Origin of the sequence: Dactylosporangium sp. CA-233914, from assembly GCF_050942935.1 — a bacterium.
In the GTDB taxonomy this organism is placed as follows: domain Bacteria; phylum Actinomycetota; class Actinomycetes; order Mycobacteriales; family Micromonosporaceae; genus Dactylosporangium.
Genome location: NZ_CP192030.1, coordinates 10363444 through 10385910, shown reverse-complemented (window position 1 = coordinate 10385910; position 22467 = coordinate 10363444). Strand labels below are relative to the sequence as shown.

Genomic DNA, 22467 nt, shown 5'->3' with positions numbered 1-22467 from the left:
CCGTTGCGGCCCCGCGGTCGGCGCGGGCCTGCCGTTCGGAGCGCATCGTACGACGCCGTCGTTCGTGCCGCGCTCCGTGGTCTGTGTCGCCCGCCGCAGTCCATGGTGGTCGTCGGCCGCCTGGCGTGTGCTCGCCGATTGCGGCGGCGGTCGAAGCGGGCCCGTGGCTGAGCGCGTCGCCGCGGTCGTGTGGCGGTCGCCGTCGACCGCACAGCATGTGTTCGCCCCTCCGCGGCCGCCGATCGAAGCTGGCGGCCGCAGCGGCTGGCTGGGGCAGCCCCTGGCAGGTTCAGGCCGCGGTCGGGTCGATCCATGACCGGCTCGACCCGGCCAGCCTCGACGCGCTGCGGCCCTGGCCCGCGGGTCAGGGCCGCAGCGCCGGGCAGACCCGGACTCAGCTCAGGGCGCGCCATCCGTCGCCCTTGTTGCGGACCTCTAGCTCGGCGCGAAAGGGGCTACGGGGACATTTCGGAAGTACGCCCTCGTTCGCTGTTGTCCGGGATTGCTGTGATGCGGCTGCTGGAGTGAGGTCGAGACGTGCTGTGATCCCCTCGCCGACGGGCGGCCGAGATCGGAAATTTCGGATATCAGCATGGTTTGGTGGCGACGAAGATCGCCGTGCCCGGGAAGATTCTGCCGCGCAGGGGGCTCCACTGGCCCCATGTCTTGTCGTGGCCGTCGGGCCATTCGGGCTCGATCAGGTCGTTGAGCACGAAGCCGGCGGCGACCAGTTCGCGGATGCGATCGCCGAGGGTGCGGTGCTGCTCGACGTACGTGGGGACGTGCCGCTCGTCCTCCTCGACGTAGGCGCGGCGGTCGAAGTACGAGTGGACGGCGACCAGGCCGCCCTCGCCCGGGTCGTCCAGGAAGACCCACCGCATCGGGTGGGTGATCGAGAACGCCCAGCGGCCGCCGGGGCGCAGGACGCGGAAGGCCTCGCGCATGACGTGGGCGGAGTCGGCCACGAAGGGTACGGCGCCGAAGGCGGTGCAGACGATGTCGAATACGCCCTCGGCGAACGGCAGCGCGTTCGCGTCGGCCTGCAGGAGGGGGACGCTCACGCCCGATCGGGTGGCGCCGGTGATGGCGTGGCGGAGCATTCCGGCGGACAGGTCGGACGCCACGACGGCGGCGCCCTGGGTCTTGAGCCACCGGGAGCAGGACGCCGCCCCGCAGCCGATCTCCAGGACGCGGCGGCCGGCGACGTCGCCGAGTAGGTGGGCGTCGGCCTCGCGCAGGCCCTCGGGACACCACACGAAGTCCACGTCGCCCAGGAAGGATCCGTGTTCCTCCTGGTAGGCGTCGGCGTCGGTGTCCCACCAGCGCCGGCTGGCCCGGCGGCTCTCGGCGGCGCTCACGGCGCGTCGTGTGACGCCTGCGTCAGGTGACGATTCCATGGGGTGCAACGGTAGGCCTGCGAAAGTCGGCAGATCGGGTATGGGGGAGGGTTGGACCATGTGGTATTGCGCAGGGTAGGCTGATCGGTGCACTCGTGGGTTTGTGCGGCCTCGGCATGGAGCAGGCTCACGGTCGCCGAACACATCCTGAGCTTCCAATGCACTGATCCTGCACTGCGACAGGCGGGTTGTGCCCGACGACGGGTCCGCGGGAGCGCGCAGGTTTACCAGGCAAATCCACCGACCGGAGCAACAGCCCACATGACGAGCAGCATCGAGGCCACCTCGAGCGCCAGCAGTAACAAGGTCACCATCGACGACATCGGTTCCGAGGAGGCATTCCTCGCCGCGATCGACGAGACCATCAAGTACTTCAATGACGGCGACATCGTCGAAGGCACCGTCGTCAAGGTCGATCGGGACGAGGTCCTGCTCGACATCGGCTACAAGACCGAGGGTGTCATCCCCTCGCGCGAGCTGTCGATCAAGCATGATGTCGACCCTGCTGAGGTCGTGTCGGTCGGTGACCACATCGAGGCCCTGGTTCTCCAGAAGGAGGACAAGGAAGGCCGTCTGATCCTGTCGAAGAAGCGCGCGCAGTACGAGCGCGCTTGGGGCACGATCGAGAAGATCAAGGAAGACGACGGCGTCGTCCGCGGCTCGGTCATCGAGGTCGTCAAGGGTGGTCTCATCCTCGACATCGGCCTGCGCGGCTTCCTGCCGGCCTCCCTGGTCGAGATGCGCCGGGTGCGCGACCTGCAGCCCTACGTCGGCCGCGAGCTCGAGGCGAAGATCATCGAGCTGGACAAGAACCGCAACAACGTGGTCCTGTCCCGCCGCGCCTACCTCGAGCAGACGCAGTCCGAGGTCCGGACCGAGTTCCTGCACAAGCTGCAGAAGGGCCAGGTCCGCAAGGGCGTCGTGTCCTCGATCGTCAACTTCGGTGCGTTCGTCGACCTCGGTGGTGTCGACGGCCTGGTCCACGTCTCCGAGCTGTCCTGGAAGCACATCGATCACCCGTCCGAGGTGGTCGAGGTCGGCCAGGAGGTGGAGGTCGAGGTCCTCGACGTCGACCTGGACCGTGAGCGCGTCTCCCTGTCGCTGAAGGCGACCCAGGAGGACCCGTGGCGTCAGTTCGCCCGCACCCACGCGATCCAGCAGATCGTGCCGGGTAAGGTCACCAAGCTGGTTCCGTTCGGCGCCTTCGTCCGCGTCGACGACGGCATCGAGGGTCTGGTCCACATCTCCGAGCTGGCCGAGCGCCACGTCGAGATCCCGGAGCAGGTCGTCCAGGTCGGCTCGGACGTCATGGTCAAGGTCATCGACATCGACCTCGAGCGTCGCCGGATCTCGCTGTCGCTCAAGCAGGCCAACGAGGGCTTCGTCGAGGGCGAGGAGCACTTCGACCCGACCCTCTACGGCATGTCGGCCACCTACGACGAGCAGGGCAACTACATCTACCCGGAGGGCTTCGACCCGGAGACCGCCGAGTGGATGCCCGGCTTCGAGAAGCAGCGCGAGGCGTGGGAGCAGCAGTACGCCGAGGCCCGCCAGCGCTGGGAGGCCCACACCAAGCAGGTCCAGACGGCCCGCCAGGCGGACGCGACCGCCGAGCCGGCCGCCGCGGCCCCGCAGGGTGGCTCGGTCTCGTCGTCCACCCCGACCGCGGCCCGCGCCCCGGAGGAGCCCTCCGGCACCCTGGCCACGGACGAGGCCCTGGCCGCCCTCCGCGAGAAGCTCGCCGGCGGCAAGAGCTGAACTGACCGGCCAGCCGGTTAGCCAGTCCTGAGAGGCCCCGGTCCCGCAAGGGACCGGGGCCTCTTCGTCTCCGGCCGGGGCCGCCACCACCGCGACGCCCGGGCGCGCGGTTCCCTGGGGGCCGCACGGGCCAGTCGAGGGGCCATCTCCGCCCGTGGCGACGACGATGATCACTGGGCCGACGGCCGCCCGAGCCGTTCGGCGGCTCGCCGCCACCGGCGTGCCAGGACCCGTACCCCTTCAACGGCGACGCCACCCCGGCGCAGGCCGGGTCACCGGCTTCCAGGACCTGGACGCCGCCGAACTGGCGTGGCCGCTGAACGAGCGGTCGACCACCCCAACGGCCAGGAACACGCCGCCTTCATGAGCCGGCGACCAGGCACCTGCGCGATCTGGCTGTCAGAGTAACCGCAAGTCCGCCGACCTGCCGGAGCTACGCGTCCGGGCGGCTGCGGTGGTTCCGGCCGCTGGAGGCTCTGGGCGTTGGTGGAGAGCCCGAGGCGGCAGGATGGCGCTCGGCCGCCAATCCGCCGCGGACCATGAGACGCGCCAGACGTCACACAGTCGATGATCGAGAGCTGGGGATCGCCGGCGGCCTCGGGCGGGTCCGGAGCTTGCGACCCCCACAGACTCCAGGATGCGGCGAGCGCTCATCGTCAACGATCTCGGTCGGCCCTCCGCGAGCCGGCCTCCGGCGACTGGTCGCTGGCCCGTTCGAGCCGGCCGACCTCGCGCAGCGCCGCCTCCTTGACCTTCTCCGGCAGCTCAGCGGCCTCGACCCGGGCAGCGCCTCGGCGCCGGCCGCCCGAGCCGGGGGTGGCGATCGTGCCGCGGCATCGCCAGGAGCCTTGGGCGAACCAGGAGCTCGCGATCTGCCAAAGGGTGCGGGATGCGGCATTCCGGGCCGGCGCTCCCCGGGCGTGGGGGAACGTCGGCCTGGCGCCGGCCGCCGTGCGGGGTGAGGTGAGGGGCGGGCTACTTCACCCCCGCCACGTCCATCGCACGCAGCTCCTTCTTCAGCTCCGCGACCTCGTCGCGCAGGCGGGCCGCCAGCTCGAACTGCAGCTCCCGCGCCGCGCCCAGCATCTGCTCGTTCAGGTCCTGGATCAGTGTGGCGAGCTCCGCGCGGGCCATGCCCGCGCGGGCCGGCGCCGACGGGGCCCCTGCCGCGCCCTTCGTGCCGCCGCCCTTCTGCCGGGCACGGATGTTCTCCGGCGACTTGCCGCGGCTCATCTGGCGGCCGCCGCCGATGACCACGGCGCCGCCCGGGCCGTGGCCGCTGACCGCGCCCGCGGTGTCCTCGGCCTCGCGGTAGATGTCGTCGAGGATGTCGCCGAGCTTCTTGCGCAGCGGCTGCGGGTCGATGCCGTTGGCCGTGTTGTACGCCTGCTGCTTCGCCCGCCGCCGGTTGGTCTCGTCGATCGCGTGGGCCATCGACGGGGTCATCTTGTCGGCATACATGTGGACCTGGCCGGATACGTTGCGGGCCGCGCGACCGATGGTCTGGATGAGCGAGGTGCCGGAGCGCAGGAAGCCCTCCTTGTCCGCGTCGAGGATCGCCACCAGGCTCACCTCCGGCAGGTCGAGGCCCTCGCGGAGCAGGTTGATGCCGACGAGGACGTCGAACTCGCCGCGGCGCAGCTCGCGCAGCAGCTCGACCCGGCGCAGCGTGTCCACCTCGGAGTGCAGGTAGCGGACGCGGATGCCGTGCTCGAGGAGGTAGTCGGTGAGGTCCTCGGCCATCTTCTTGGTGAGCGTGGTGACCAGGACCCGTTCGTCGCGCTCGGTGCGCAGCTTGATCTCGTGCATGAGGTCGTCGATCTGGCCCTTGGTGGGCTTGAGCACGACCTCGGGATCGATCAGGCCGGTCGGGCGGATGACCTGCTCCACGAACTCGCCGCGGGTCTTGTCCAGCTCCCAGGGGCCCGGGGTGGCCGAGAGATAGACCGTCTGACCGACCCGCTCCTCGAACTCGTCGAAGCGCAGCGGCCGGTTGTCCTGCGCGCTGGGCAGCCGGAACCCGTGCTCGACGAGGGTCCGCTTGCGGGAGGCGTCGCCCTCGTACATCCCGCCGATCTGCGGCACGGTGGCGTGCGACTCGTCGATGACGGTGAGGAAGTCGTCCGGGAAGTAGTCGAGCAGGCAGTGCGGCGGGCTGCCGGCCTCGCGGCCGTCGATGTGCCGGGAGTAGTTCTCGATGCCGTTGCAGAACCCGACCTGGCGCATCATCTCGACGTCGTAGGTGGTGCGCATCCGCAGCCGCTGCGCCTCCAGCAGCTTGCCCTCGCGGTCGAGATCGGCGAGGCGCTCCTCCAGCTCGGCCTCGATGCCGGCGATCGCCCGCTCCATGCGCTCCGGGCCGGCGGCGTAATGGGTCGCCGGGAAGATCAGCAGGGAGTCGGTCTGGCGGATCTCGTCGCCGGTCAGCGGATGCAGATACGACAGGCGCTCGATCTCGTCGCCGAAGAACTCGATGCGGATCGCGAGCTCCTCATACGCCGGGATGATCTCCAGCGTGTCGCCCCGCACCCGGAACGTGCCGCGGTTGAACGCCATGTCGTTGCGCGTGTATTGAATGTCGACCAGGCGCCGCAGCAGCTTGTCCCGGTCGATCTCCTCGCCGACGGTGACCTTCGCCGCCCGGTCCAGATACTCCTCGGGCGTGCCCAGGCCGTAGATCGCCGAGACGGTCGCGACCACGATGACGTCGCGCCGGGTCAGCAGGCTCATCGTGGCCGAGTGCCGCAGCCGCTCGACCTCCTCGTTGACCGACGAGTCCTTCTCGATGTAGGTGTCGGTCTGCGGGATGTAGGCCTCGGGCTGGTAGTAGTCGTAGTAGCTGACAAAATATTCGACCGCGTTGTGCGGCATCAGGTCGCGGAACTCCTTGGCCAGCTGCGCGGCCAGGGTCTTGTTGTGAGCGAGCACCAACGTCGGGCGCTGCAGCCGCTCCACCAGCCAGGCCGTGGTCGCGCTCTTGCCGGTGCCGGTCGCGCCGAGCAGCACGGTGTGCCGGTCCCCGGCCCGCACCCGCTTGGCGAGCGCGTCGATCGCCGTGGGCTGGTCGCCGGAGGGTTTGTACTCGCTGACCACCTCGAAACGACGGTCCAAGCGTGGGATGTCGAGCGCCATGCCCCCAACCGTACGCGGGGGGTATGACAACTTTCCGGGTCCTTGCCCTGGGTGGTCGTCCGTATTCAACCTGACGATTGTGTGGGGAACATCACCGGTCTACGGTAGACGTCGTAGGCCGCTCGCGGCGGCCGACCGGAGAGCAGGCCCGCCCATCACGCTGGCCCTCCCGGCGCCCGGTTGCAGCCCCGGCCCGTCACGGCCGGCGAGCGCACCGAGGCGGGATCGCGCGCACCGCGCGACCGGCCGCCGCGAGCGCCCTGAAACACCGCAACGAACCACCTGAAGACGGCAGATCAGCGCCGAATCGCCTCCCAAGCGGCGGCCACCGCCCGGTCCAGGTCCTCGGGCGTGCCGTCGTTGAAGATCTCGATGTCCGCCACGGCATGGCGCTGCTCATCGCTCGCCTGCGCCGAGATCCGCGCCATCGCCTCGTCCCGCGACATGCCGCGAATGCGGATGAGCCGGTCGAGTCGCGTCGAAAGCGACGCGAAGACGATCACGACCAGCGAGTACAGCCCGGCCATGTTCTTCTCCACGATCAGCGGCACGTCGTTGACGATGATCGAGCCGGGCGGGGCCGCCGTCACCAGCTCCGCTGTCCGGGCCCGGACCAGCGGATGCGTGATCGCCTCGAGCCGTCCGCGGGCCTCGGTGTCGGCGAAGACGATCCTCGCCAGCGCCGGCCGGTCCAGCGCCCCGGACGGGTCCAGCACGCCCGGCCCGAACGCCTCGACGACCCGCGCGAGCCCCTCGGTGCCCGGCGCGACCACCTCGCGAGCCAGCCGGTCGGCGTCGACGATCACCGCGCCGAGCGCCGCCAGCCGCTGCGCCACCGCGCTCTTGCCCGCCCCGATGCCGCCGGTCAGCCCCACCATCTTCATCGGATACCTCCGTGGATACTCCGGCCTTCAGGCCGGAGGGGAAACGGATCTCCTGCGGGTCAGGGCAGAAAAAGCCCGTTCGCCGCCACGGCGAATCTGGCGTCTACCACCCGGAGTGCGCAAGCGAACACATGTGCTAAGTTTGTGCGGCCCGGTCGGTGATGACCAAGCCAGTCGGGCCTACCGCCGGGCTGGCGGGAAGTGACGTCTGTGGAGACGATGGAAGACCGATGGGCGGTACACCGTCCCTTGCCGGTAGCCCGGGTCGGCTGTTGTCGGTGAAGCAGAACGCACAACCCGCGAGGGTTGAATCCCGCTGCTTCAGCTGGGGAGATATCAAGAACCCATCACACCTGAAGGTGAATCCGAGCCGGTGGCCGGGGCTCGACCGGCGTGGTCTGCATGGATGGCGTGGTTTGTCAAGATACCTTCCGACTCAAGCGAGATCCCGGGGGCGATCATGACAGTGGGGCGACACAGCCTGGGCCGGCCGGGCCTGGCGCGCCGCGATTGGGCAGGCTTCATGTCGGAGGGTAGCGGAAGGACGGCGTCCGGTCGCCGCCTCGTCCGCCGGGCCCGGCACCGCCGCGTCAGCATGCGCTGGCGCACCTCGCCGGAGCCGATGGGCCTCGTCGTCGCCCTGACCGTCCTGGGGATGCTGGTCGTGAGCGGCTGGTACACGGCCGCCGGCGCCAATGCGGTCGCCCAGATGCTGGCGCGTTAGAGGGGCCGTTCCGCCGTGGCGCGGGTCGTGGGCCGTCAGCGATACTCTGCCGGGCAACTGCACACTGCACATCTGCCAGGACCAGAAGGACACGCTGCATGGAGCCGGGACGCCCCCCACGGCAGGACCCACCGACGGAACACAGCCAGGACCAGGTCAACGGGTCGCCGCCGCCTCCGGCCAGAAGCCGCCGCGGGTGGATGTCCGACTCGCCGCTGGACGGCGGATCCGGCTGGCCCACGTCGGCGTATGCGATCGTGCCGCGCCAGCCCGCGCCGCAGGAGGAGGCACCGGCCCCGGCGGAGCCCGAGCCGGCGCCCGTCCGGGGCGAACCGGAGGCCGGCGAACCGGAGAGGATCGAACAACCCTCGCGTAAGGGACGGATCGCCGCGCTGGCCGTCGGCCTGATCGTCCTCGTCATCGCGGCCGTCGGTGGGGTGCTGGCGACGCGTGACGATTCCCCGAAGAGCCCCACCGAGGCCGCGGCGGCCACCACGGCCGCGCCGGCTCTGCCCGTCGCCGGTGACAGCGCGAGCGCCAGCGCCGGCGCGAGCGAGCCGGCCGGGGCGGGGACGAGCGGCTCGGCCAGCGCCGACCCGAGTGGTCAGCCCAGCGGGGCGGTCTCGGCCGACCCGAGCTCGGGCGCCAGCACGGTGCCCGCCGCCCCGCCGAGCACCGGCATCCTGCGCGCCGGCACGGCCCAGTTCGTCGTCCTCGCCGGGCAGCCCGACGACGCGTACGACCTCGACAGCGGCCTCAAGCAGAGCGCCGGCGCCGACATCACCGCGGGTGCGATCGGCCTGACCGCCGCCAACGGTGCGCGGTTCGCGGTTCTGCTGACCGCCGACACGCCGTCGCTGGCCGCCTGCACGGGCGTGCCCGACGCCGCCTGGGCCGGGCAGGTCGTGCTGGCGAGCCTCCTGCCCGGCTCGAAGGTGTGCGTGCGCACCAGCGACGGGCGCTACGCGTGGTTCATGACCCGCATCGGTGAGCCGGTCGCCGGCGCGCTGTGGACCTCGAACCTGGACTTCATCGTCTACAAGAAGGCCGGCGACTAGGGCTGGACGTCGGCGAAGTGCTCGACGCGGGGGGCTCCGTCGAAGTAGGGCCCGATGAGCCCCCGCCACTGCGTGAACCGGTCCGTGGCCCGGAAGTTGTCCAGGTGCGCATCGACGGAGTCCCACTCGACGAGCAGGACGAAGCGCGAGGCGCTCTCGATGCCCCGGGTCATGCGCACCGACCGGCAGCCGGGGGTGGTGACGAGGATTTCGTGGGCGTTACGGTATGCGGCGGCGAACTCGTCCTCGCGGCCTTCGACGACGTCGATCAGGGCGACTTCCAGAACCATCCAGCTAGGGTAGACCGTGCTTGACTGGCTGACCTCCGCGGCGCTCCATGCGTTCGGCGCGCCCACCACCTGGGCCGAGCTGCTCGGCTTCGCCAGTGGACTGCTCTGCGTCTATCTCGTCGTGCGCCAGCACATCGCGAACTGGCCGATCGGTATCGCCAACAACCTCCTGCTCATGGTCGCGTTCTGGCACGTCGGGCTGTTCGGCGACGCCTGGCTGCAGGTCGTCTACGTCGGCCTCGGCGCCTACGGGTGGTGGCGCTGGGGCACCGGCCGGGTCGAGCAGCGGGTGCGCTCGACGACCCGGGCCGAGTGGTGGTGGCTCGCGATCGCGGGCGTGCTGCTGACCGTGGCGCTGTGGTGGTACCTCGACCGCTGGACCGAGTCGACCGTTCCCGGGCCCGACGCGCTCACGACCGCGGTGTCCCTGCTGGCCACCTACGGCCAGACGCGTCGGCTCGTGGAGAGCTGGTGGCTGTGGATCGCCGTCGACGTCGTCTACGTCCCCCTCTACGGCTATAAGGATCTGTGGTTGACCGCCCTGCTGTATCTGGTCTTCCTCGCCCTGTGCGTGCTCGGCCTGCGCGCGTGGCGCGAGCAGTTGCGCACCGCACCGCAGGGGAGCCCCGCGTGGTCCATGGACTAGTCGTCGGCAAGTTCTACCCGCCGCACGCCGGCCACCATCACCTGATCGACACCGCGGCGCGCGCCTGTGACGAGGTGACCGTGGTCGTCGCACCGTCCACGGTGGAGTCGATCCCGCTGCAGGACCGGCTCGAGTGGCTGCGCGAGGTGCACGCCGGCTCCCCGCACGTGCGGTTCGTCGGCGTCTACGACGACACGCCGATCGACTACGGGTCGCAGCAGGCGTGGCGGGCGCATACGGCCGTGTTCCGCCGGGCCGTCGGCGATCGCCGGGTCGACCGGGTCTTCTCCTCCGAGGCATACGGCGAGGAGCTCGCCCGCCGCTTCGGCGCCGTCCACGTCCCGGTGGACCCCGCCCGGTCGGCCGTGCCGGTGTCGGGCACCGCCGTGCGCGCGGACCCCGCCGCCCACTGGGCGATGCTGGCCCCGCCGGTGCGCGCCTGGTTCGTGAAGCGGGTCGTGGTCGTCGGCGCCGAGTCGACGGGCACGACCACGATGACCCGCGCCCTGGCCACGCATCTTCGCCTGCGCGGGGGCGTCTTCGCCGCTACGGCGTGGGTCGAGGAGTTCGGACGCATGCTGACCTCCCTGAAGCTGGCCGAACTGGCGCCGGGCCAGGCGATGGCGGACCTCGAGTGGACCCGCGAGGACTTCGTGACCGTCACCCGCGAGCAGAACGCCGCCGAGGACGCCGCCGCCCGATCCGGCAGCCCCATTCTGCTCTGCGACACCGACAGTTTTGCGACGCGGATATGGGAGGAGCGATACCTCGGCAGCGCGTCGCCGCAGGTCCGGGCGGCCGCCAGAAAACCCGACCTGTACTTGCTCACCGGCGACGAGGGCGTGCCGTTCGAGGACGACGGCATGCGCGACGGCGAGCACCTGCGCGCCTGGATGACCGGGCGGTTCCGCGACGAGCTCGCCGTCCTCGGGGTCCCGTGGGTCGAGCTGACGGGGTCGTACCGCGAGCGCCTCACCCGAGCGATCCGGGCCTGCGACGATCTTCTCGCAGCGGGCTGGAATCTTGCATCGCCGCTGCTCCCGGCCACTGCGGCAAGAATTGTCGGAGGGTCCTGCTAACGTCCCGGGCCATGACGATCGGCAGCAACTTGACCACCTTCGCGGGCCTGCCCGTCAAGCGGTTCGACGTTCGCCAGCGCCACCGGCCACGGCACGGCGAGGCGGTCGCCTGGCGCATCTCCCACGGCGAGCACGAGCTGTCCGATGCCCTCGACAGGCTGCTCGACACCGTCGGCGGCCACACCGTCACCGCGCTGCTCATCGGCTCCTGGTCCGACGCCTACGACAGCGGCCCGCCGCTGCACCTGCTCGTCGCCGCCCGTGACCGCCTGCCCAACCTGCGCGCCCTCTTCGTCGGCGAGATGACCTACGAGGAGTGCGAGATCTCGTGGATCAACCAGACCGACTACGCGCCGCTGCTGGGCGCGTTCCCCGGCCTGGAGGTCCTGCACATCCGCGGCGCCGACGGGCTGCGGCTCTCTCCGGTGCGCCACCGCCGCCTCAAGGAGCTGTGCGTGGAGAGCGGCGGCCTGCCGGTCGGGTTCATCCGGGGCCTGTGCGACTCGTCGTTCCCGGCTCTGGCCGACCTGGAGCTGTGGCTGGGCGTTCAGGAGTATGGCGCCGACGCCACCGTCGAGGACCTCGCCCCGATTTTTAACGGCGCCGAGCTGCCGGCACTGCGCCGCCTCGCCCTGCGCAACGCCGAGATCGCCGACGACATCGCCACGGCCCTGGCCGGCGCCCCGGTCGTCGCCCGGCTGACCAGCCTCGACCTGTCGATGGGCGCGCTGTCCGACGCCGGCGCGGAGGCGCTGCTGCTCGGCCAGCCGCTGACCCACCTGCACTCGCTGGACCTGTCGCACCACTTCATGTCCCCGGACGTGGCCGCCCGCTTCGAGGAGGAGCTGCCCGGCGTCCGCGTCGACGTCTCCAACGAGCAGGAGGCCGAAGAGGACGGCTTCCGATACGTCTCGGTGACCGAATGAGACCGATCACCGTCGTCGGGATCCCCGGGCACCGGCGGGTCACGATGTTCCGGGCCGCCGCCGTCGCGGCCGGGCTCCCCGAGCCCGCGGTCGTCGGCTGGCGCGACGTGTGCGCCGGCGACTTCACCATCCCGGCCGGCACGGTGGTCCGCATCGAGTCACCGGGGGAGGACGCCGAGGTCGACCGCCTCCTGCGCGGTGCCGCCCGCCCGGCCGGGCACGGCGAGATCGTCGGCCTCGCCGCGTGGTATGAGGGCTTCGTCGCCGCCGCCCGCCGCGTCGAGCGCGCCGCCACCGGCCCGCTCATCACCCCCGTCGACGACCTCGCCGGCATGTTCGACAAGCGCCGCTGCCACGCCCGGCTGCGCGAGCACGGCGTCGCCGTCCCCGACGGCTTCCCCGCGAATAGCTACGCCGAGGTCCGCGCCGCCGGATGGCCCCGCGTGTTCGTCAAGCCCGCCCACGGCAGCTCCGCCTCCGGCGTCGTCGCGCTCGCCTTCGGCCGCGGCCGGGTCAGCGCCTACACCTCCGCCGTCCCCGACGGCGGCCGGCTCTACAACGAGCTGCGCGTGCACCATTACACCGACGAGCGCACCGTCGCCGCGATCGTCGACCGGCTCGGCGCCGACGGCCTGCACGTCGAGCGCTGGTTCCCCAAGGCTGCCCACGACGGGCGCGTGTTCGACCTGCGGGTCGTCGTCATCGCCGGCCGTGCCGGCCACGTCGTCGCCCGCACCAGCCGCACCCCGCTGACCAACCTCCATCTCGGCAACGCCCGCGGCGACCTGCCCGCGATCCGCGCGGCGGTCGGGGAGGAGCGGTGGGCGGCCGCGATGGCCACCTGCGAGCGGGCCGCCGCCTGCTTCCCGGGCAGCCTGCACGCCGGCGTCGACCTGATGCTCGCTCCGGGCCACGCCGAGCACGCCGTCGCCGAGGTCAACGCGTTCGGCGACCTGCTGCCGGGGCTGCTCGTCGACGGCCGTGACACCTACGCCGCCGAGATCGAGGCCCTGCAGAGGCTGGCGGTGGGCGTATGAAGTCGCTGCTCGGCTCCCACGACCTGCTGTTCGTCACGCTCGACACCCTGCGCTACGACGTCGCTGCCGCCCTGCTCGTGCGGGGGCGCACGCCCAACCTCGCCAAGGTGCTGCCCGGCGGGGCGTGGGAGCGGCGGCACACGCCCGCCTCGTTCACCTACGCCGCGCACCACGCCTTCTTCGGCGGGTTCCTGCCCACCCCGCTCACGCCCGGCCCGCACGAGCGGCCGTTCGCGGCCCGGTTCCCCGGCAGCACCACCATCGGCGCCGACACCTGGGTCTTCGACGCCCCCGACGTGGTCACCGGGCTGCGCGCCGAGGGCTACCATACCGTCTGCGTCGGCGGCGTCGGCTTCTTCGCGATGACCTCCGCCCAGGGCACCGTGCTGCCGGGCCTGTTCGACGAGGCGCACTGGACCCGCGAGTTCGGCGTCACCAACCCGGCGTGCTTCGAGGCGCAGCTCGCCCGGCTCGCCGAGGTCGTGCCGGCGAGCGGGCCGCTGTTCACGTTCGTCAACGTCGCCGCCCTGCACCAGCCCAACCGGCACTACCTGCCCGGCGCCGGGGAGGACTCGCTCGCCTCGCACGGGGCGGCACTGGAGTATGTCGACCGGCACGTGCCGACGCTGCTGCGGCTGGCGACGTCGCGGGGCCGGCCCTGCCGCGTGATCGTGTGCAGCGACCACGGCACCGCCTACGGCGAGGACGGCCACACCGGCCACCGGTTCGCGCACGAGGTGGTGTGGACGGTGCCCTACGCCGAGTTCACGCTGGAGGCCGGCGCATGGTGAGCCTCGGCCCGCCGTATCAGGGCTACCTCTACGCGTATCCGCACAAGACCGCCTACCGCCCCCTCGAGCCACGCCCCCGCCTCGCCGACGTGTGGGCCGGCGAGGACACGACGAGCCTGTTCCTCTACACCCACATCCCCTACTGCGAGATGCGCTGCGGCTTCTGCAACCTCTTCACCCGTGCCGCACCGCCCCACGAGCAGGTCACCGCCTACCTGGCGCAGCTTCGCCGTCAGGCCCGCCAGGTCGCCGCGGCACTGCCCGGCGCCCGCTACGCCCGAGCGGCGATCGGCGGCGGCACCCCGACATACCTCACCGCGCCCGAGCTCACCGAGCTGTTCGACCTGCTTGAGGCGGCGACCGGCGTTGACTTCCAACCCGTGCCGCTGTCGGTCGAGACGTCCCCGGCCACGGCGACCGCGGACCGGCTCGCGGTGCTCAACGAGCGTGGCGCGACCCGGATCAGCATCGGCGTGCAGAGCTTCCTCGACGCCGAGGCCCACGCCGCCGGCCGCCCGCAGCGCCGCGCCGAGGTCGAGCGCGCCCTGGACGCGATCCGGGCGGCCGGCCCCGCCGGGCTCAACATCGACCTCATCTACGGCATCCCCGGCCAGACCCGTGCCACCTGGGACGAGTCGCTGTCCGCGGCGCTGCGCTGGGCACCCGAGGAGCTGTATCTCTACCCGCTCTACGTCCGTCCGCTGACCGGCCTCGGCCGCCGGGAGACCGCCGACGGCTCGGACCCGGACTGGGATGCCCAGCGCCTGGAGCTCTACCGCCACGCCGTGTCCCGCCTCGCCGCCGAGGGCTACGAGCAGCTCTCGATGCGCCAGTTCCGCCGCCCCACCACGCAGAGCACCCCGCCGGACGACTACTGCTGCCAGGACGACGGCATGGTCGGGCTGGGCTGCGGCGCCCGCTCCTACACCACCGCGCTGCACTACTCGTTCGACTACGCCGTCGGGGTCCGGCACGTGCGCGGCATCCTCGATGACTATCTGGCCCGCCCCGCGGTGGACTTCGACGTCGCCGAGGTCGGGTTCGCGCTGGACGCGGGGGAGCGGCGCCGCCGGTGGCTGCTCAAGTCGCTGCTGCGGGCCGAGGGCGTGGACGCGGCGGCCTACGCGGCGCGGTTCGGCACCGCGGTCGACGACGACTTCCCGGCGCTGGAGTCGCTGCGCACCGCCGGCTACGCCGAGGGGCACCGGCTGACCGCGGACGGGCTCGCCCGCTCCGACGCGATCGGACCCTGGCTGATCTCCGGCGGTGTCCGAGCCGCCATGGCCGGGCACGTGACGCGATGAGGATCCTCTACCGCGGCCCGCTCGCCAGCTGCAACTACGACTGCCCGTACTGTCCGTTCGCCAAGCGCCGCGACCCGCCGCAGCGGCTGCGCGCCGACCGGGCGAACCTGGAGCGCTTCGTGGCCTGGGTGCGCGACGCGGACGAGCCGGTGGAGGTGCTGTTCACGCCGTGGGGCGAGGGGCTCACCCGCAGCTGGTATCGCGCCGCCCTCGTCGAGCTCTCCCACCTGCCGCACGTGGCCCGGGCCGCGATCCAGACGAACCTGTCCGCCCGGCTCGGCTGGGTCGCGGACGCGGACCCGGCGAAGCTGGCGCTGTGGTGCACGTACCATCCGGGCCAGACGGGCCTCGAACGCTTCCTGGCCGCGAGCGCGACGCTGCGCCGGCACGGGATCCGCCACTCCGTCGGCGTCGTCGGACTGCCCGGGCACCTGGCGGCGGCCGTCGAACTGCGGCGCCGGCTCGACCCGGGCGTATACCTGTGGGTGAACGCCGCCGACGGGCAAACCTACACCGCCGAGGAGGAAGCGGCGTGGACGGCGCTCGACCCGCTGTTCGGCTACAGCGTCCGGCCGCACCGCTCGCTCGGGCAGCTGTGCCGCACCGGCGACGACGTCATCTCGGTGCTCGGGGACGGCACCGTGCGGCGCTGCCACTTCGTGCCCGAGCCGCTCGGCAACCTCTACGACGGCTCGTGGACGGCCCGGCGCGGGCAACGCCCCTGCCCCAACCGCGAGTGCGACTGCCACATCGGATACGTCCACCTGCGCACCCTGCCCCTGCACGACGTCTTCGCCGGCGGCATCCTGGAGCGCGTCCCGCATGAGCTTCCGCTGTGGTCGGTCCCGCCGGCCGCGCTGACCGCCGCCGGGGCAGCAAAAGCTACGCGAGCGGGTCGCGGCCGATGAACGCCAGCAGACGGGTCTGCGGCTCGGCGTCGTCCGGCACCTCGACCCGAGGCCCGTAATGGCCGCTGGAGCGCAGTGCCGCATCCATCGGCAGCATCCCGGCGAGCATGTCAGCGCACCGCCGCGGGTCGAGCCGCTCGTCCTGCCCGGTCGCCCGGGCCAGGTCCCACGTGTGCAGGAACACGTCGGAGGTGTAGAAGGTCGCGATCGCCGCCCGCAGCGGCATCCGGCCGGTGTGCTGGTTGGCGAAGTGGATCTCGGCCGAGGCGGGGTCGTCGAGCAGCGCCTGCACGGCGTCGGTGTGCGCCACCCAGGCCCCGACCGGGTCGTCGTCGACGGACGGGCCGGCGGGGAGCGTCACGCCGGCCCCGGACGAAACAAACCCGGGGAGCCATTCGATGAGGTGACGTACGACATCACGGGCGGTCCACCCGGCGCAGGGAGCGGGCGCGGACCAGTCGGTCGTGCCCCGCACCAGCCCGGTGAACCGCCCGGCGGTCTCGCGATGCTCGGCGGCGCTGCTCACTGGAAGCCTCCGAATCGGCACAAGCCATACTGGTCGGCATGGGTTATCTGATCGCGTTCGCGTCGCGGCGGCTCGTGGAGGACGAGTCGCTGACTCCCGGATACGTGTACCACGATCCGGAGGACGCCACGCTGCCGCCCGCCCCCGACGGGCGCCGGGCCAGCGGGTGGAACCTGCTCGTCGGTGACGAGACCGACGAGCAGCTCGCCGACGCGGGGGAGTTGCTCATGCCCGACCTGGAGTGGCTCGTCGAGCGCTACCCGGCGTTCGGCAAGATCGTCGCCGAGGGCTCGGAGGGCCGGCAGTTCGAGTGGGACGCCGACGCGGGCCGCTACACCGACGTCGGCCCGTCGACGTTCCAGGACGATTAGTAGTTTCCCGCGCGGCTCGACACCATCAGGGCACGGACGTTCTGGACGTATTGCGGATTCGGATATTTCGCATTCGCGTAGTCCACGCCGCCGGTGCCCCAGTTGTAGGCTGAGATGACCGCGTTGAGCAGCTTCGTGTCGGTCATGTCGTAGGTGCCGAGCTTGGGCCCGTAATAGGCGATGAGCCAGGCCAGGTAGTTCGCCCCGAGCATCACGTTCTGCTGCGGAATCGTGCCGTCCCAGTCGGTGCCGAAGCGGTTGTTCACGAACGCCTGAGTGCCCGGCATGATCTGCATCACGCCCAGGCCGCCGTCGCAGGCCTTGATGTCGGTCTGCCAGCCGCTCTCCTGCTCGGCGATCGCGTAGAGCAGCCGCTGCGGCACCCGGATCTGCTCGTAGTCCGGGTCGGTCCTGGTGCCCCAGAACTGCGTGGTCGCGGCGGTGTCGAGGTACTCCTTGACTTTGGTCTTCGGCAGCTGGTTGGGGCCGCGGCTCGGCGTGCAGGCCGGCACGTCGTGCGGTGGCGCCGGCGGCTGGACGGTCTCGGTGACCTTCGGTGACGGCTTCTTGGTGGTCTTGCTCGGCGACGGGGCCTTCTTCGAGGGCGTCGACGAGGTCTGCACCGCGGCGACCGGGGCTTCGGAGGTCGGCGGCGGCGCGGAGTACGAGGCGATGGGGGTTGATCGGGTATCGCCCTGTTTGCCGGCGACGGGCTGGCGGTCGAGGTCGACGCCCTTGGCCAGGCCGACGAGCACCCCGCAGCCGATCAGCACCACCGCGACGGCGACGCTGAGCAGGACCACGCCGCCACGCCGTCGGCGACGAGGCGTTTCGAATTCGGCCGTATCGTCAAAATCATCCATTATTGCCGATTTCCTCCCCCGTGACGGCAAGCCTAGCCGTATAGACAGACGCCGCAGACCCCCTGGAGCGATGACAAGGGTGCGCGACAAGCCTGGAACAATGGGCTCATGCAGACCCGTTCAGACCTCCGCAACGTGGCCATCGTCGCCCACGTCGACCACGGCAAGACCACTCTCGTCGACGCGATGTTGCGGCAGTCCGGCGCGTTCCACGCCCGCGCCGAGCTCACCGACCGGGTCATGGACTCGATGGACCTGGAGCGCGAGAAGGGCATCACCATTCTCGCCAAGAACACCGCGGTGCGCTACGTCCCCCAGGACGGCGGCGACCCGGTGACGATCAACATCATCGACACGCCGGGCCACGCCGACTTCGGCGGCGAGGTCGAGCGCGGCCTGACGATGGTCGACGGCGTGGTGCTGCTCGTCGACGCGAGCGAGGGCCCGCTGCCGCAGACCCGGTTCGTGCTGCGCAAGGCGCTGAAGGCCCGCATGCCGATCATCCTGGTCATCAACAAGGTCGACCGGCCCGACGCGCGGATCAAGGAGGTCGTCGACGAGACGTATGAGCTGTTCCTCGACCTCGACGCCGACGAGGAGCAGATCGACTTCCCGATCGTCTACGCCTGCGCCCGCGACGGCATCGCCTCGCTGACCCAGCCCAAGGACGGCACGGTCCCCGAGGACAGCGACAACCTGCAGCCGCTGTTCCGCACGCTGCTGGACACCATCCCGGCGCCGGCCTACGACGAGGACGCCCCGCTGCAGGCGCACGTCACCAACCTCGACGCGTCGCCGTTCCTCGGCCGCCTCGCGCTGTGCCGGGTCCGCCAGGGCCGCATCCGCAAGGGCCAGACGGTGGCGTGGTGCCGCGAGGACGGCACGCAGACCAGCGTGCGCATCTCCGAGCTGCTCATGACCGAGGCCCTGGAGCGCAAGCCCGCCGAGGAGGCCGGCCCTGGCGACATCATCGCCGTCGCCGGCATCAACGAGATCATGATCGGCGACACGCTCGCCGACCAGGAGAACCCGATCCCGCTGCCGCGCATCACCGTCGACGAGCCGGCCATCTCGATGACCATCGGCACCAACACCTCGCCGCTGGCCGGCAAGGTCAAGGGCGCCAAGGTCACCGCCCGCCTGGTCCGCGACCGCCTGGAGCGCGAGCTCGTCGGCAACGTGTCGCTGCGGGTCCTGCCGACCGAGCGCCCCGACGCGTGGGAGGTTCAGGGCCGAGGCGAGCTGGCGCTGGCGATCCTGGTGGAGCAGATGCGCCGCGAGGGCTACGAGCTCACCGTCGGCAAGCCGCAGGTCGTGACCCGCGAGATCGACGGCAAGGTCCACGAGCCGACGGAGCGGCTGACGATCGACGCGCCGGAGGAGTACCTCGGCGCGATCACCCAGCTGCTGGCCACCCGCAAGGGCCGCATGGAGCAGATGGTCAACCACGGCACCGGCTGGGTCCGCATGGAGTGGCTGGTCCCGGCGCGCGGCCTGATCGGCTTCCGGACCGAGTTCCTGACCGACACCCGCGGCACGGGCATCCTGCACCACGTCTTCGAGTCCTACGAGCCGTGGTATGGCGAGCTGCGCACCCGCGCCACCGGCTCGCTCGTCGCCGACCGCTCGGGCGTGGCGACGCCGTTCGCGATGATGAACCTGCAGGAGCGCGGCTCGATGTTCGTCGAGCCGACCACCGAGGTGTACGAGGGCATGATCGTCGGCGAGAACTCCCGCGCCGACGACATGGACGTCAACATCACCAAGGAGAAGAAGCTCACCAACATGCGCTCCTCGGCGGCGGACGAGACCGAGAAGCTGATCCCGCCGCGGAAGCTGTCGCTGGAGCAGGCGCTGGAGTTCTGCCGCGAGGACGAGTGCGTGGAGATCACGCCGGAGGCGATCCGCATCCGCAAGGTCATGCTCGACCAGAAGGACCGCGAGCGCGTGGCGCGCAAGCGGGCGCACGCCTAGAGATCCCGCGTCACTTGCGGACCGCTGCTGCCGTCAGCGCCGGGTCTGGGTCGGTCTCCGCGAAGCGCCACCGAGCCAGACCCGGCGAAACGGGCCGGGGTGCCGAGAGAACGTAGCGCGCCAGGGCGCGACGGTGTTGTGCCGCACTCTTCGACTGGGTTGGACAGGCCGCATGACAGAGGCGTCAGCAGCCGGACACCCCCTGCCGCAGATCGCCGATCGGCGGACCTGGCAGGCGAGGATCGACGAACTGCGGGTCAAGGAGAAGGCCCACACCAGGGCCGGGGACGCACTGGCCGCCGAACGCCGTCGGCTGCCGATGGTCGAAGTCGATTCGCGGACTCCGCTGATCGCAGCCAACGGTCCGGTGCCGCTGATCGACATCTTCGACGGCCGGACCCAGTTGATCGCCTACTTCCAGATGTGGCATACCGGCAGGCCCGCGGCGCAGCAGTTCGAGGGCTGTACCTTCTCCACGACCCACATCAGCGAGTTGTCCTACCTGCACTCGCGGGACGTCAGGACTGCACGAGGAGAACTCGCGCTACCGCGAGTTTCATGGGCTGGACGATCCCCTGGTACTCGGTGCCGCAGGACTCCGCGGACCGTTTGATCGCCGGCCGGCACTTCGGCATCCTGGTCGCCTATCTCCGCGACGACGACAAGGTCTACGAGACGTATTGGACCACCGGCCGCGGTAACGAGCCGATGGCACCGTCGTATGGACTGCTGGATCTGATCGTCTACGGCCGCCAGGAGTTCTGGGAGGATTCGCCGGAGGGCTGGCCGCAGCATTGGAGTTCCCGAGGCGGCCAGTCCCGGCTGGACGACCGCCCAACCGCCCAGTGGTCACCAATCGAGCCGGGCCGTAACGACGACCTCGGCACCTCGTCGACGATCATCACCCGCCGCATAGCCACTGAACGAGCCCCCGAGAAGAACTCGGCAGGCGCAAGGTCGCAGGAAGCGAGCTCCTGGTAGATCCGCCGGTTCTGCTCCTCCTCGCCGCCGAGCGGGCGACCATCGAGCCGCCGCCGGGCGGCCGGAGAACGTTCCCGGCGCGGGCGGGACGACGTGGCGGCAACCGCCGGTCGGACTCCCGCTGCTGGTCCGGGCTTCTCATCGCGGGGGCCGATGAGAGGCCCTCCCGGGCTTTTCCGCGTGACGGGTGCACATTCACCGGGGCGAGTGCGGCCGGCGCGGCGCCACCATCTGGTCCGGCCGGGGAGACCGTTCCCGGCGCCGTAGTCGGGCACGGTCTGGTGAGGTGCGTCCCTGACGGGGCTCGGCTCGGGTGCGGTGTGCTCCCTTCGGGGTCTTCAGGTCTGGATCAAGGGGCGATACTCGGCCTCGGTGAGGCCGAACGTCCAGGCGACGCCCTCGCGGGCGGTGCGGGTGGCCGGGGGGACACGCAGCCAGTAGACGCGGCTGGTGCCGTCCGGCTCCGGGGTGCTGTTGATGACCTCGACCATGACCAGGGGCTCGTCGTCGGCGAAGTTCAGGCGCCACAGGGTGCCGGTCTCGTCCTGGGCGACGCGGTGGGCGCCGGCCTCGCGCAGATAGCGCTCGTAGCCGAAGTGCTCCAGCATCACGCGGCGCAGCTCGGCGTTGCGTTCGTCGGCGATCTGGCGATAGGTGAGGCTGGAGAGCCGGTCGACCAGGTCGGACGGGATGGGCATGCCGCGCCAGGCGTGCAGGGCGTAGCCGTCGCTGTAGTGCAGCGCCGGGGCGTCGGCGGCGTGGAGGCGGCCGATGTTGTCCCGGTGCAGGGCGTCGGGTCGGTCGGTGAGGATGGCGACGTTGGCGTAGGGCCACCACCACGATGCGCAGCGGGCCACGCCGGCCAGGCCGGCCAGGCGGGCGACCGCGTGCAGGGCGGCCTCGCCGCCGCCGGCGCCGGCCCAGACCGCGCCGACCGGGCCTGCGCTGTAGACCGGCTCGGGCTCCGGGTCCGGCGGTGTCTCGGGGATCGGGGCGGCCGAGGCGGCCCAGGCCGCGGCATATGCGGCGGCGGAGGTGACCCGGCCACCGCCGGGCGCGGCCGCCGGGGTCATCGGGACGCCCCGGGCGGCAGCCATGGCGGTCCCGCTCGCCGCGGCGTTGGGGCCAGGTGAGGTGGACCGTCCGGCCACGGCGGTGCCGGGTGCGAGGGGTGCTGCCGGGGCTGGCGGCGCCGCCGGGTCGGGTGTGGCGGTGCGGGTGGTGGGTGCGGTCGATGGTGCGGCGGCGTCGAAGGCGGACAGCCAGCCCGCGTCGTGCTGGCCGCCGATCGCGTCCAGCAGGACCGGGCGGGCGTGCGGCGGGAGCTCGCCGCGCAGGTGGGTGCGTAGCGGGGTGGCCAGGCGGTCGTTGACCAGGCGCCAGACGTCGGCTCCGCAGGCCGACCAGAGGGCCGCCCAGCCGTCCGGGCCCAGCAGTTCGTGAGCCTCGGCCCTGGCCGCGGCCCAGGGGTTGGTGCGCACGGCGGCCCGCGCGGAGGGGCCCGCGCTGCCGCGGACCGGGGGGCAGCGCTGCTCGCGCAGCTCGGCCTCGATGGCGGTGTCGGCCGGGTCCGGTGGAGTGCCGGGGTCCGGGCGACGGCCCGTGAGCAGGGCGGCCGCCCGCGCGCCGGCCAGGGGTGAGGCGAACCAGACGATGTGGCGGGGCTCGGGCAGGCCGGCGGAGCGGTAGGCCAGCCGGACGGCGTCCTCGGCGGCCCGGCGGTCGGCGGGGGCCGTGGACAGGCCCGCGGCGAGCCATTTGGCGGACACGGCGCCGAGCGCGGCGGCCCGGGTCTCGGTGGCGATGGTGGACGTCATG

21 protein-coding genes are annotated in these 22467 nt (G+C 71.6%); 14 read left to right on the top strand and 7 right to left on the bottom strand.

The features are described 5' to 3' along the window. Nucleotides 1–587 precede the first annotated feature (587 nt). Nucleotides 588–1397 carry a class I SAM-dependent methyltransferase gene (locus ACQPY0_RS45990; protein ID WP_432975799.1) on the bottom strand — a complete coding sequence of 270 codons (810 nt, stop codon included), beginning with the start codon at nt 1395–1397 and terminating at the stop codon, nt 588–590. 261 nt (nt 1398–1658) lie between these two features. Here ACQPY0_RS45990 and rpsA point away from each other — a divergent pair, with 261 nt between their 5' ends. Further along, a complete protein-coding gene (gene rpsA / locus ACQPY0_RS45985; protein ID WP_432975796.1) occupies nt 1659–3155 on the top strand; it encodes a 30S ribosomal protein S1 in 1497 nt (498 codons plus the stop codon). Between the two features lie 975 nt (nt 3156–4130). Here the strand turns inward: rpsA and uvrB are convergent. Both uvrB and coaE read right to left on the bottom strand, forming a co-directional pair. Beyond that, the gene (gene uvrB, locus ACQPY0_RS45980; protein WP_432975793.1) at nt 4131–6287 is read right to left on the bottom strand and encodes an excinuclease ABC subunit UvrB; all 2157 of its coding nucleotides are present in this window, start codon (nt 6285–6287) and stop codon (nt 4131–4133) included. 296 nt (nt 6288–6583) lie between these two features. Next, the gene (gene coaE / locus ACQPY0_RS45975) at nt 6584–7171 is read right to left on the bottom strand and encodes a dephospho-CoA kinase (RefSeq protein WP_432975790.1); all 588 of its coding nucleotides are present in this window, start codon (nt 7169–7171) and stop codon (nt 6584–6586) included. Between the two features lie 523 nt (nt 7172–7694). Between coaE and ACQPY0_RS45970 the strand changes: the two genes are divergently transcribed. Both ACQPY0_RS45970 and ACQPY0_RS45965 read left to right on the top strand, forming a co-directional pair. After that, nucleotides 7695–7895 carry a hypothetical protein gene (locus ACQPY0_RS45970; RefSeq protein WP_432975787.1) on the top strand — a complete coding sequence of 67 codons (201 nt, stop codon included), beginning with the start codon at nt 7695–7697 and terminating at the stop codon, nt 7893–7895. Between the two features lie 200 nt (nt 7896–8095). Further along, entirely contained in the window at nt 8096–8953 is an 858-nt protein-coding gene (locus tag ACQPY0_RS45965) for a hypothetical protein (RefSeq protein ID WP_432975784.1), read from the top strand. Here ACQPY0_RS45965 and ACQPY0_RS45960 read toward each other — a convergent pair. Continuing rightward, nucleotides 8950–9243 carry an antibiotic biosynthesis monooxygenase family protein gene (locus ACQPY0_RS45960; RefSeq protein ID WP_432975781.1) on the bottom strand — a complete coding sequence of 98 codons (294 nt, stop codon included), beginning with the start codon at nt 9241–9243 and terminating at the stop codon, nt 8950–8952. The genes ACQPY0_RS45965 and ACQPY0_RS45960 overlap by 4 nt on opposite strands. A 16-nt stretch (nt 9244–9259) precedes the next feature. Here ACQPY0_RS45960 and pnuC point away from each other — a divergent pair, with 16 nt between their 5' ends. Genes pnuC through ACQPY0_RS45925 form a run of 7 tightly spaced genes read left to right on the top strand, consistent with a single transcriptional unit; the run spans nt 9260 to nt 15934 of the window. Further along, on the top strand, nt 9260–9889 hold the full coding sequence (gene pnuC / locus ACQPY0_RS45955; RefSeq protein ID WP_432975778.1) for a nicotinamide riboside transporter PnuC: 630 nt from the start codon (nt 9260–9262) through the stop codon (nt 9887–9889). After that, entirely contained in the window at nt 9874–10968 is a 1095-nt protein-coding gene (locus ACQPY0_RS45950; protein WP_432975775.1) for an AAA family ATPase, read from the top strand. The genes pnuC and ACQPY0_RS45950 overlap by 16 nt, the downstream gene beginning before the upstream one ends. Nucleotides 10969–10979: 11 nt before the next feature. Further along, entirely contained in the window at nt 10980–11894 is a 915-nt protein-coding gene (locus ACQPY0_RS45945; protein WP_432975772.1) for an STM4015 family protein, read from the top strand. Further along, nucleotides 11891–12931 (top strand): STM4014 family protein, encoded by a 1041-nt coding sequence (locus ACQPY0_RS45940; RefSeq protein WP_432975769.1) that lies wholly within the window; start codon nt 11891–11893, stop codon nt 12929–12931. Before ACQPY0_RS45945 ends, ACQPY0_RS45940 begins: the two co-directional genes overlap by 4 nt. Further along, complete coding sequence (locus ACQPY0_RS45935) at nt 12928–13722, top strand: STM4013/SEN3800 family hydrolase (protein ID WP_432975766.1); 795 nt, start codon at nt 12928–12930, stop codon at nt 13720–13722. Before ACQPY0_RS45940 ends, ACQPY0_RS45935 begins: the two co-directional genes overlap by 4 nt. Then, nucleotides 13716–15026 carry an STM4012 family radical SAM protein gene (locus ACQPY0_RS45930; protein WP_432975763.1) on the top strand — a complete coding sequence of 437 codons (1311 nt, stop codon included), beginning with the start codon at nt 13716–13718 and terminating at the stop codon, nt 15024–15026. The genes ACQPY0_RS45935 and ACQPY0_RS45930 overlap by 7 nt, the downstream gene beginning before the upstream one ends. Then, complete coding sequence (locus ACQPY0_RS45925) at nt 15023–15934, top strand: STM4011 family radical SAM protein (protein ID WP_432975761.1); 912 nt, start codon at nt 15023–15025, stop codon at nt 15932–15934. The genes ACQPY0_RS45930 and ACQPY0_RS45925 overlap by 4 nt, the downstream gene beginning before the upstream one ends. Here the strand turns inward: ACQPY0_RS45925 and ACQPY0_RS45920 are convergent. Next, the gene (locus ACQPY0_RS45920) at nt 15909–16460 is read right to left on the bottom strand and encodes a TIGR03086 family metal-binding protein (RefSeq protein WP_432975758.1); all 552 of its coding nucleotides are present in this window, start codon (nt 16458–16460) and stop codon (nt 15909–15911) included. The two genes, ACQPY0_RS45925 and ACQPY0_RS45920, sit on opposite strands and share 26 nt — an antisense overlap. 38 nt (nt 16461–16498) lie before the next feature. Here ACQPY0_RS45920 and ACQPY0_RS45915 point away from each other — a divergent pair, with 38 nt between their 5' ends. Further along, complete coding sequence (locus ACQPY0_RS45915; RefSeq protein WP_432975755.1) at nt 16499–16831, top strand: hypothetical protein; 333 nt, start codon at nt 16499–16501, stop codon at nt 16829–16831. Here the strand turns inward: ACQPY0_RS45915 and ACQPY0_RS45910 are convergent. Next, nucleotides 16828–17634: a transglycosylase SLT domain-containing protein gene (locus tag ACQPY0_RS45910; RefSeq protein ID WP_432975752.1), complete on the bottom strand. Its 807-nt coding sequence runs from the start codon at nt 17632–17634 to the stop codon at nt 16828–16830. The genes ACQPY0_RS45915 and ACQPY0_RS45910 overlap by 4 nt on opposite strands. 168 nt (nt 17635–17802) lie before the next feature. Here ACQPY0_RS45910 and typA point away from each other — a divergent pair, with 168 nt between their 5' ends. The 3 genes from typA (at nt 17803) to ACQPY0_RS45895 (ending at nt 20649) form a co-directional block, all read left to right on the top strand. Then, nucleotides 17803–19668, top strand: coding sequence for a translational GTPase TypA (typA, locus tag ACQPY0_RS45905; protein ID WP_432975749.1), 1866 nt, complete (start codon nt 17803–17805; stop codon nt 19666–19668). 172 nt (nt 19669–19840) lie between these two features. Further along, on the top strand, nt 19841–20281 hold the full coding sequence (locus ACQPY0_RS45900; RefSeq protein WP_432975746.1) for a DUF899 family protein: 441 nt from the start codon (nt 19841–19843) through the stop codon (nt 20279–20281). Next, on the top strand, nt 20227–20649 hold the full coding sequence (locus ACQPY0_RS45895) for a DUF899 family protein (RefSeq protein WP_432975743.1): 423 nt from the start codon (nt 20227–20229) through the stop codon (nt 20647–20649). The genes ACQPY0_RS45900 and ACQPY0_RS45895 overlap by 55 nt, the downstream gene beginning before the upstream one ends. Before the next feature lie 338 nt (nt 20650–20987). On the opposite strand, the gene ACQPY0_RS45890 is transcribed toward ACQPY0_RS45895, so the two are convergent. After that, on the bottom strand, nt 20988–22466 hold the full coding sequence (locus tag ACQPY0_RS45890; RefSeq protein ID WP_432975740.1) for a DUF6745 domain-containing protein: 1479 nt from the start codon (nt 22464–22466) through the stop codon (nt 20988–20990). Nucleotide 22467 lies beyond the last annotated feature (1 nt).

Bases quoted from the DNA above. Each gene is read 5' to 3' on its own strand.
- ACQPY0_RS45990 (WP_432975799.1), bottom strand. From the start codon at position 1,397: ATGGAATCGTCACCTGACGCAGGCGTCACACGACGCGCCGTGAGCGCC.
- rpsA (WP_432975796.1), top strand. From the start codon at position 1,659: ATGACGAGCAGCATCGAGGCCACCTCGAGCGCCAGCAGTAACAAGGTC.
- uvrB (WP_432975793.1), bottom strand. From the start codon at position 6,287: ATGGCGCTCGACATCCCACGCTTGGACCGTCGTTTCGAGGTGGTCAGC.
- coaE (WP_432975790.1), bottom strand. From the start codon at position 7,171: ATGAAGATGGTGGGGCTGACCGGCGGCATCGGGGCGGGCAAGAGCGCG.
- ACQPY0_RS45970 (WP_432975787.1), top strand. From the start codon at position 7,695: ATGTCGGAGGGTAGCGGAAGGACGGCGTCCGGTCGCCGCCTCGTCCGC.
- ACQPY0_RS45965 (WP_432975784.1), top strand. From the start codon at position 8,096: ATGTCCGACTCGCCGCTGGACGGCGGATCCGGCTGGCCCACGTCGGCG.
- ACQPY0_RS45960 (WP_432975781.1), bottom strand. From the start codon at position 9,243: ATGGTTCTGGAAGTCGCCCTGATCGACGTCGTCGAAGGCCGCGAGGAC.
- ACQPY0_RS45945 (WP_432975772.1), top strand. From the start codon at position 10,980: ATGACGATCGGCAGCAACTTGACCACCTTCGCGGGCCTGCCCGTCAAG.
- ACQPY0_RS45940 (WP_432975769.1), top strand. From the start codon at position 11,891: ATGAGACCGATCACCGTCGTCGGGATCCCCGGGCACCGGCGGGTCACG.
- ACQPY0_RS45935 (WP_432975766.1), top strand. From the start codon at position 12,928: ATGAAGTCGCTGCTCGGCTCCCACGACCTGCTGTTCGTCACGCTCGAC.
- ACQPY0_RS45930 (WP_432975763.1), top strand. From the start codon at position 13,716: ATGGTGAGCCTCGGCCCGCCGTATCAGGGCTACCTCTACGCGTATCCG.
- ACQPY0_RS45925 (WP_432975761.1), top strand. From the start codon at position 15,023: ATGAGGATCCTCTACCGCGGCCCGCTCGCCAGCTGCAACTACGACTGC.
- ACQPY0_RS45915 (WP_432975755.1), top strand. From the start codon at position 16,499: ATGGGTTATCTGATCGCGTTCGCGTCGCGGCGGCTCGTGGAGGACGAG.
- typA (WP_432975749.1), top strand. From the start codon at position 17,803: ATGCAGACCCGTTCAGACCTCCGCAACGTGGCCATCGTCGCCCACGTC.
- ACQPY0_RS45900 (WP_432975746.1), top strand. From the start codon at position 19,841: ATGACAGAGGCGTCAGCAGCCGGACACCCCCTGCCGCAGATCGCCGAT.
- ACQPY0_RS45895 (WP_432975743.1), top strand. From the start codon at position 20,227: ATGGGCTGGACGATCCCCTGGTACTCGGTGCCGCAGGACTCCGCGGAC.
- ACQPY0_RS45890 (WP_432975740.1), bottom strand. From the start codon at position 22,466: ATGACGTCCACCATCGCCACCGAGACCCGGGCCGCCGCGCTCGGCGCC.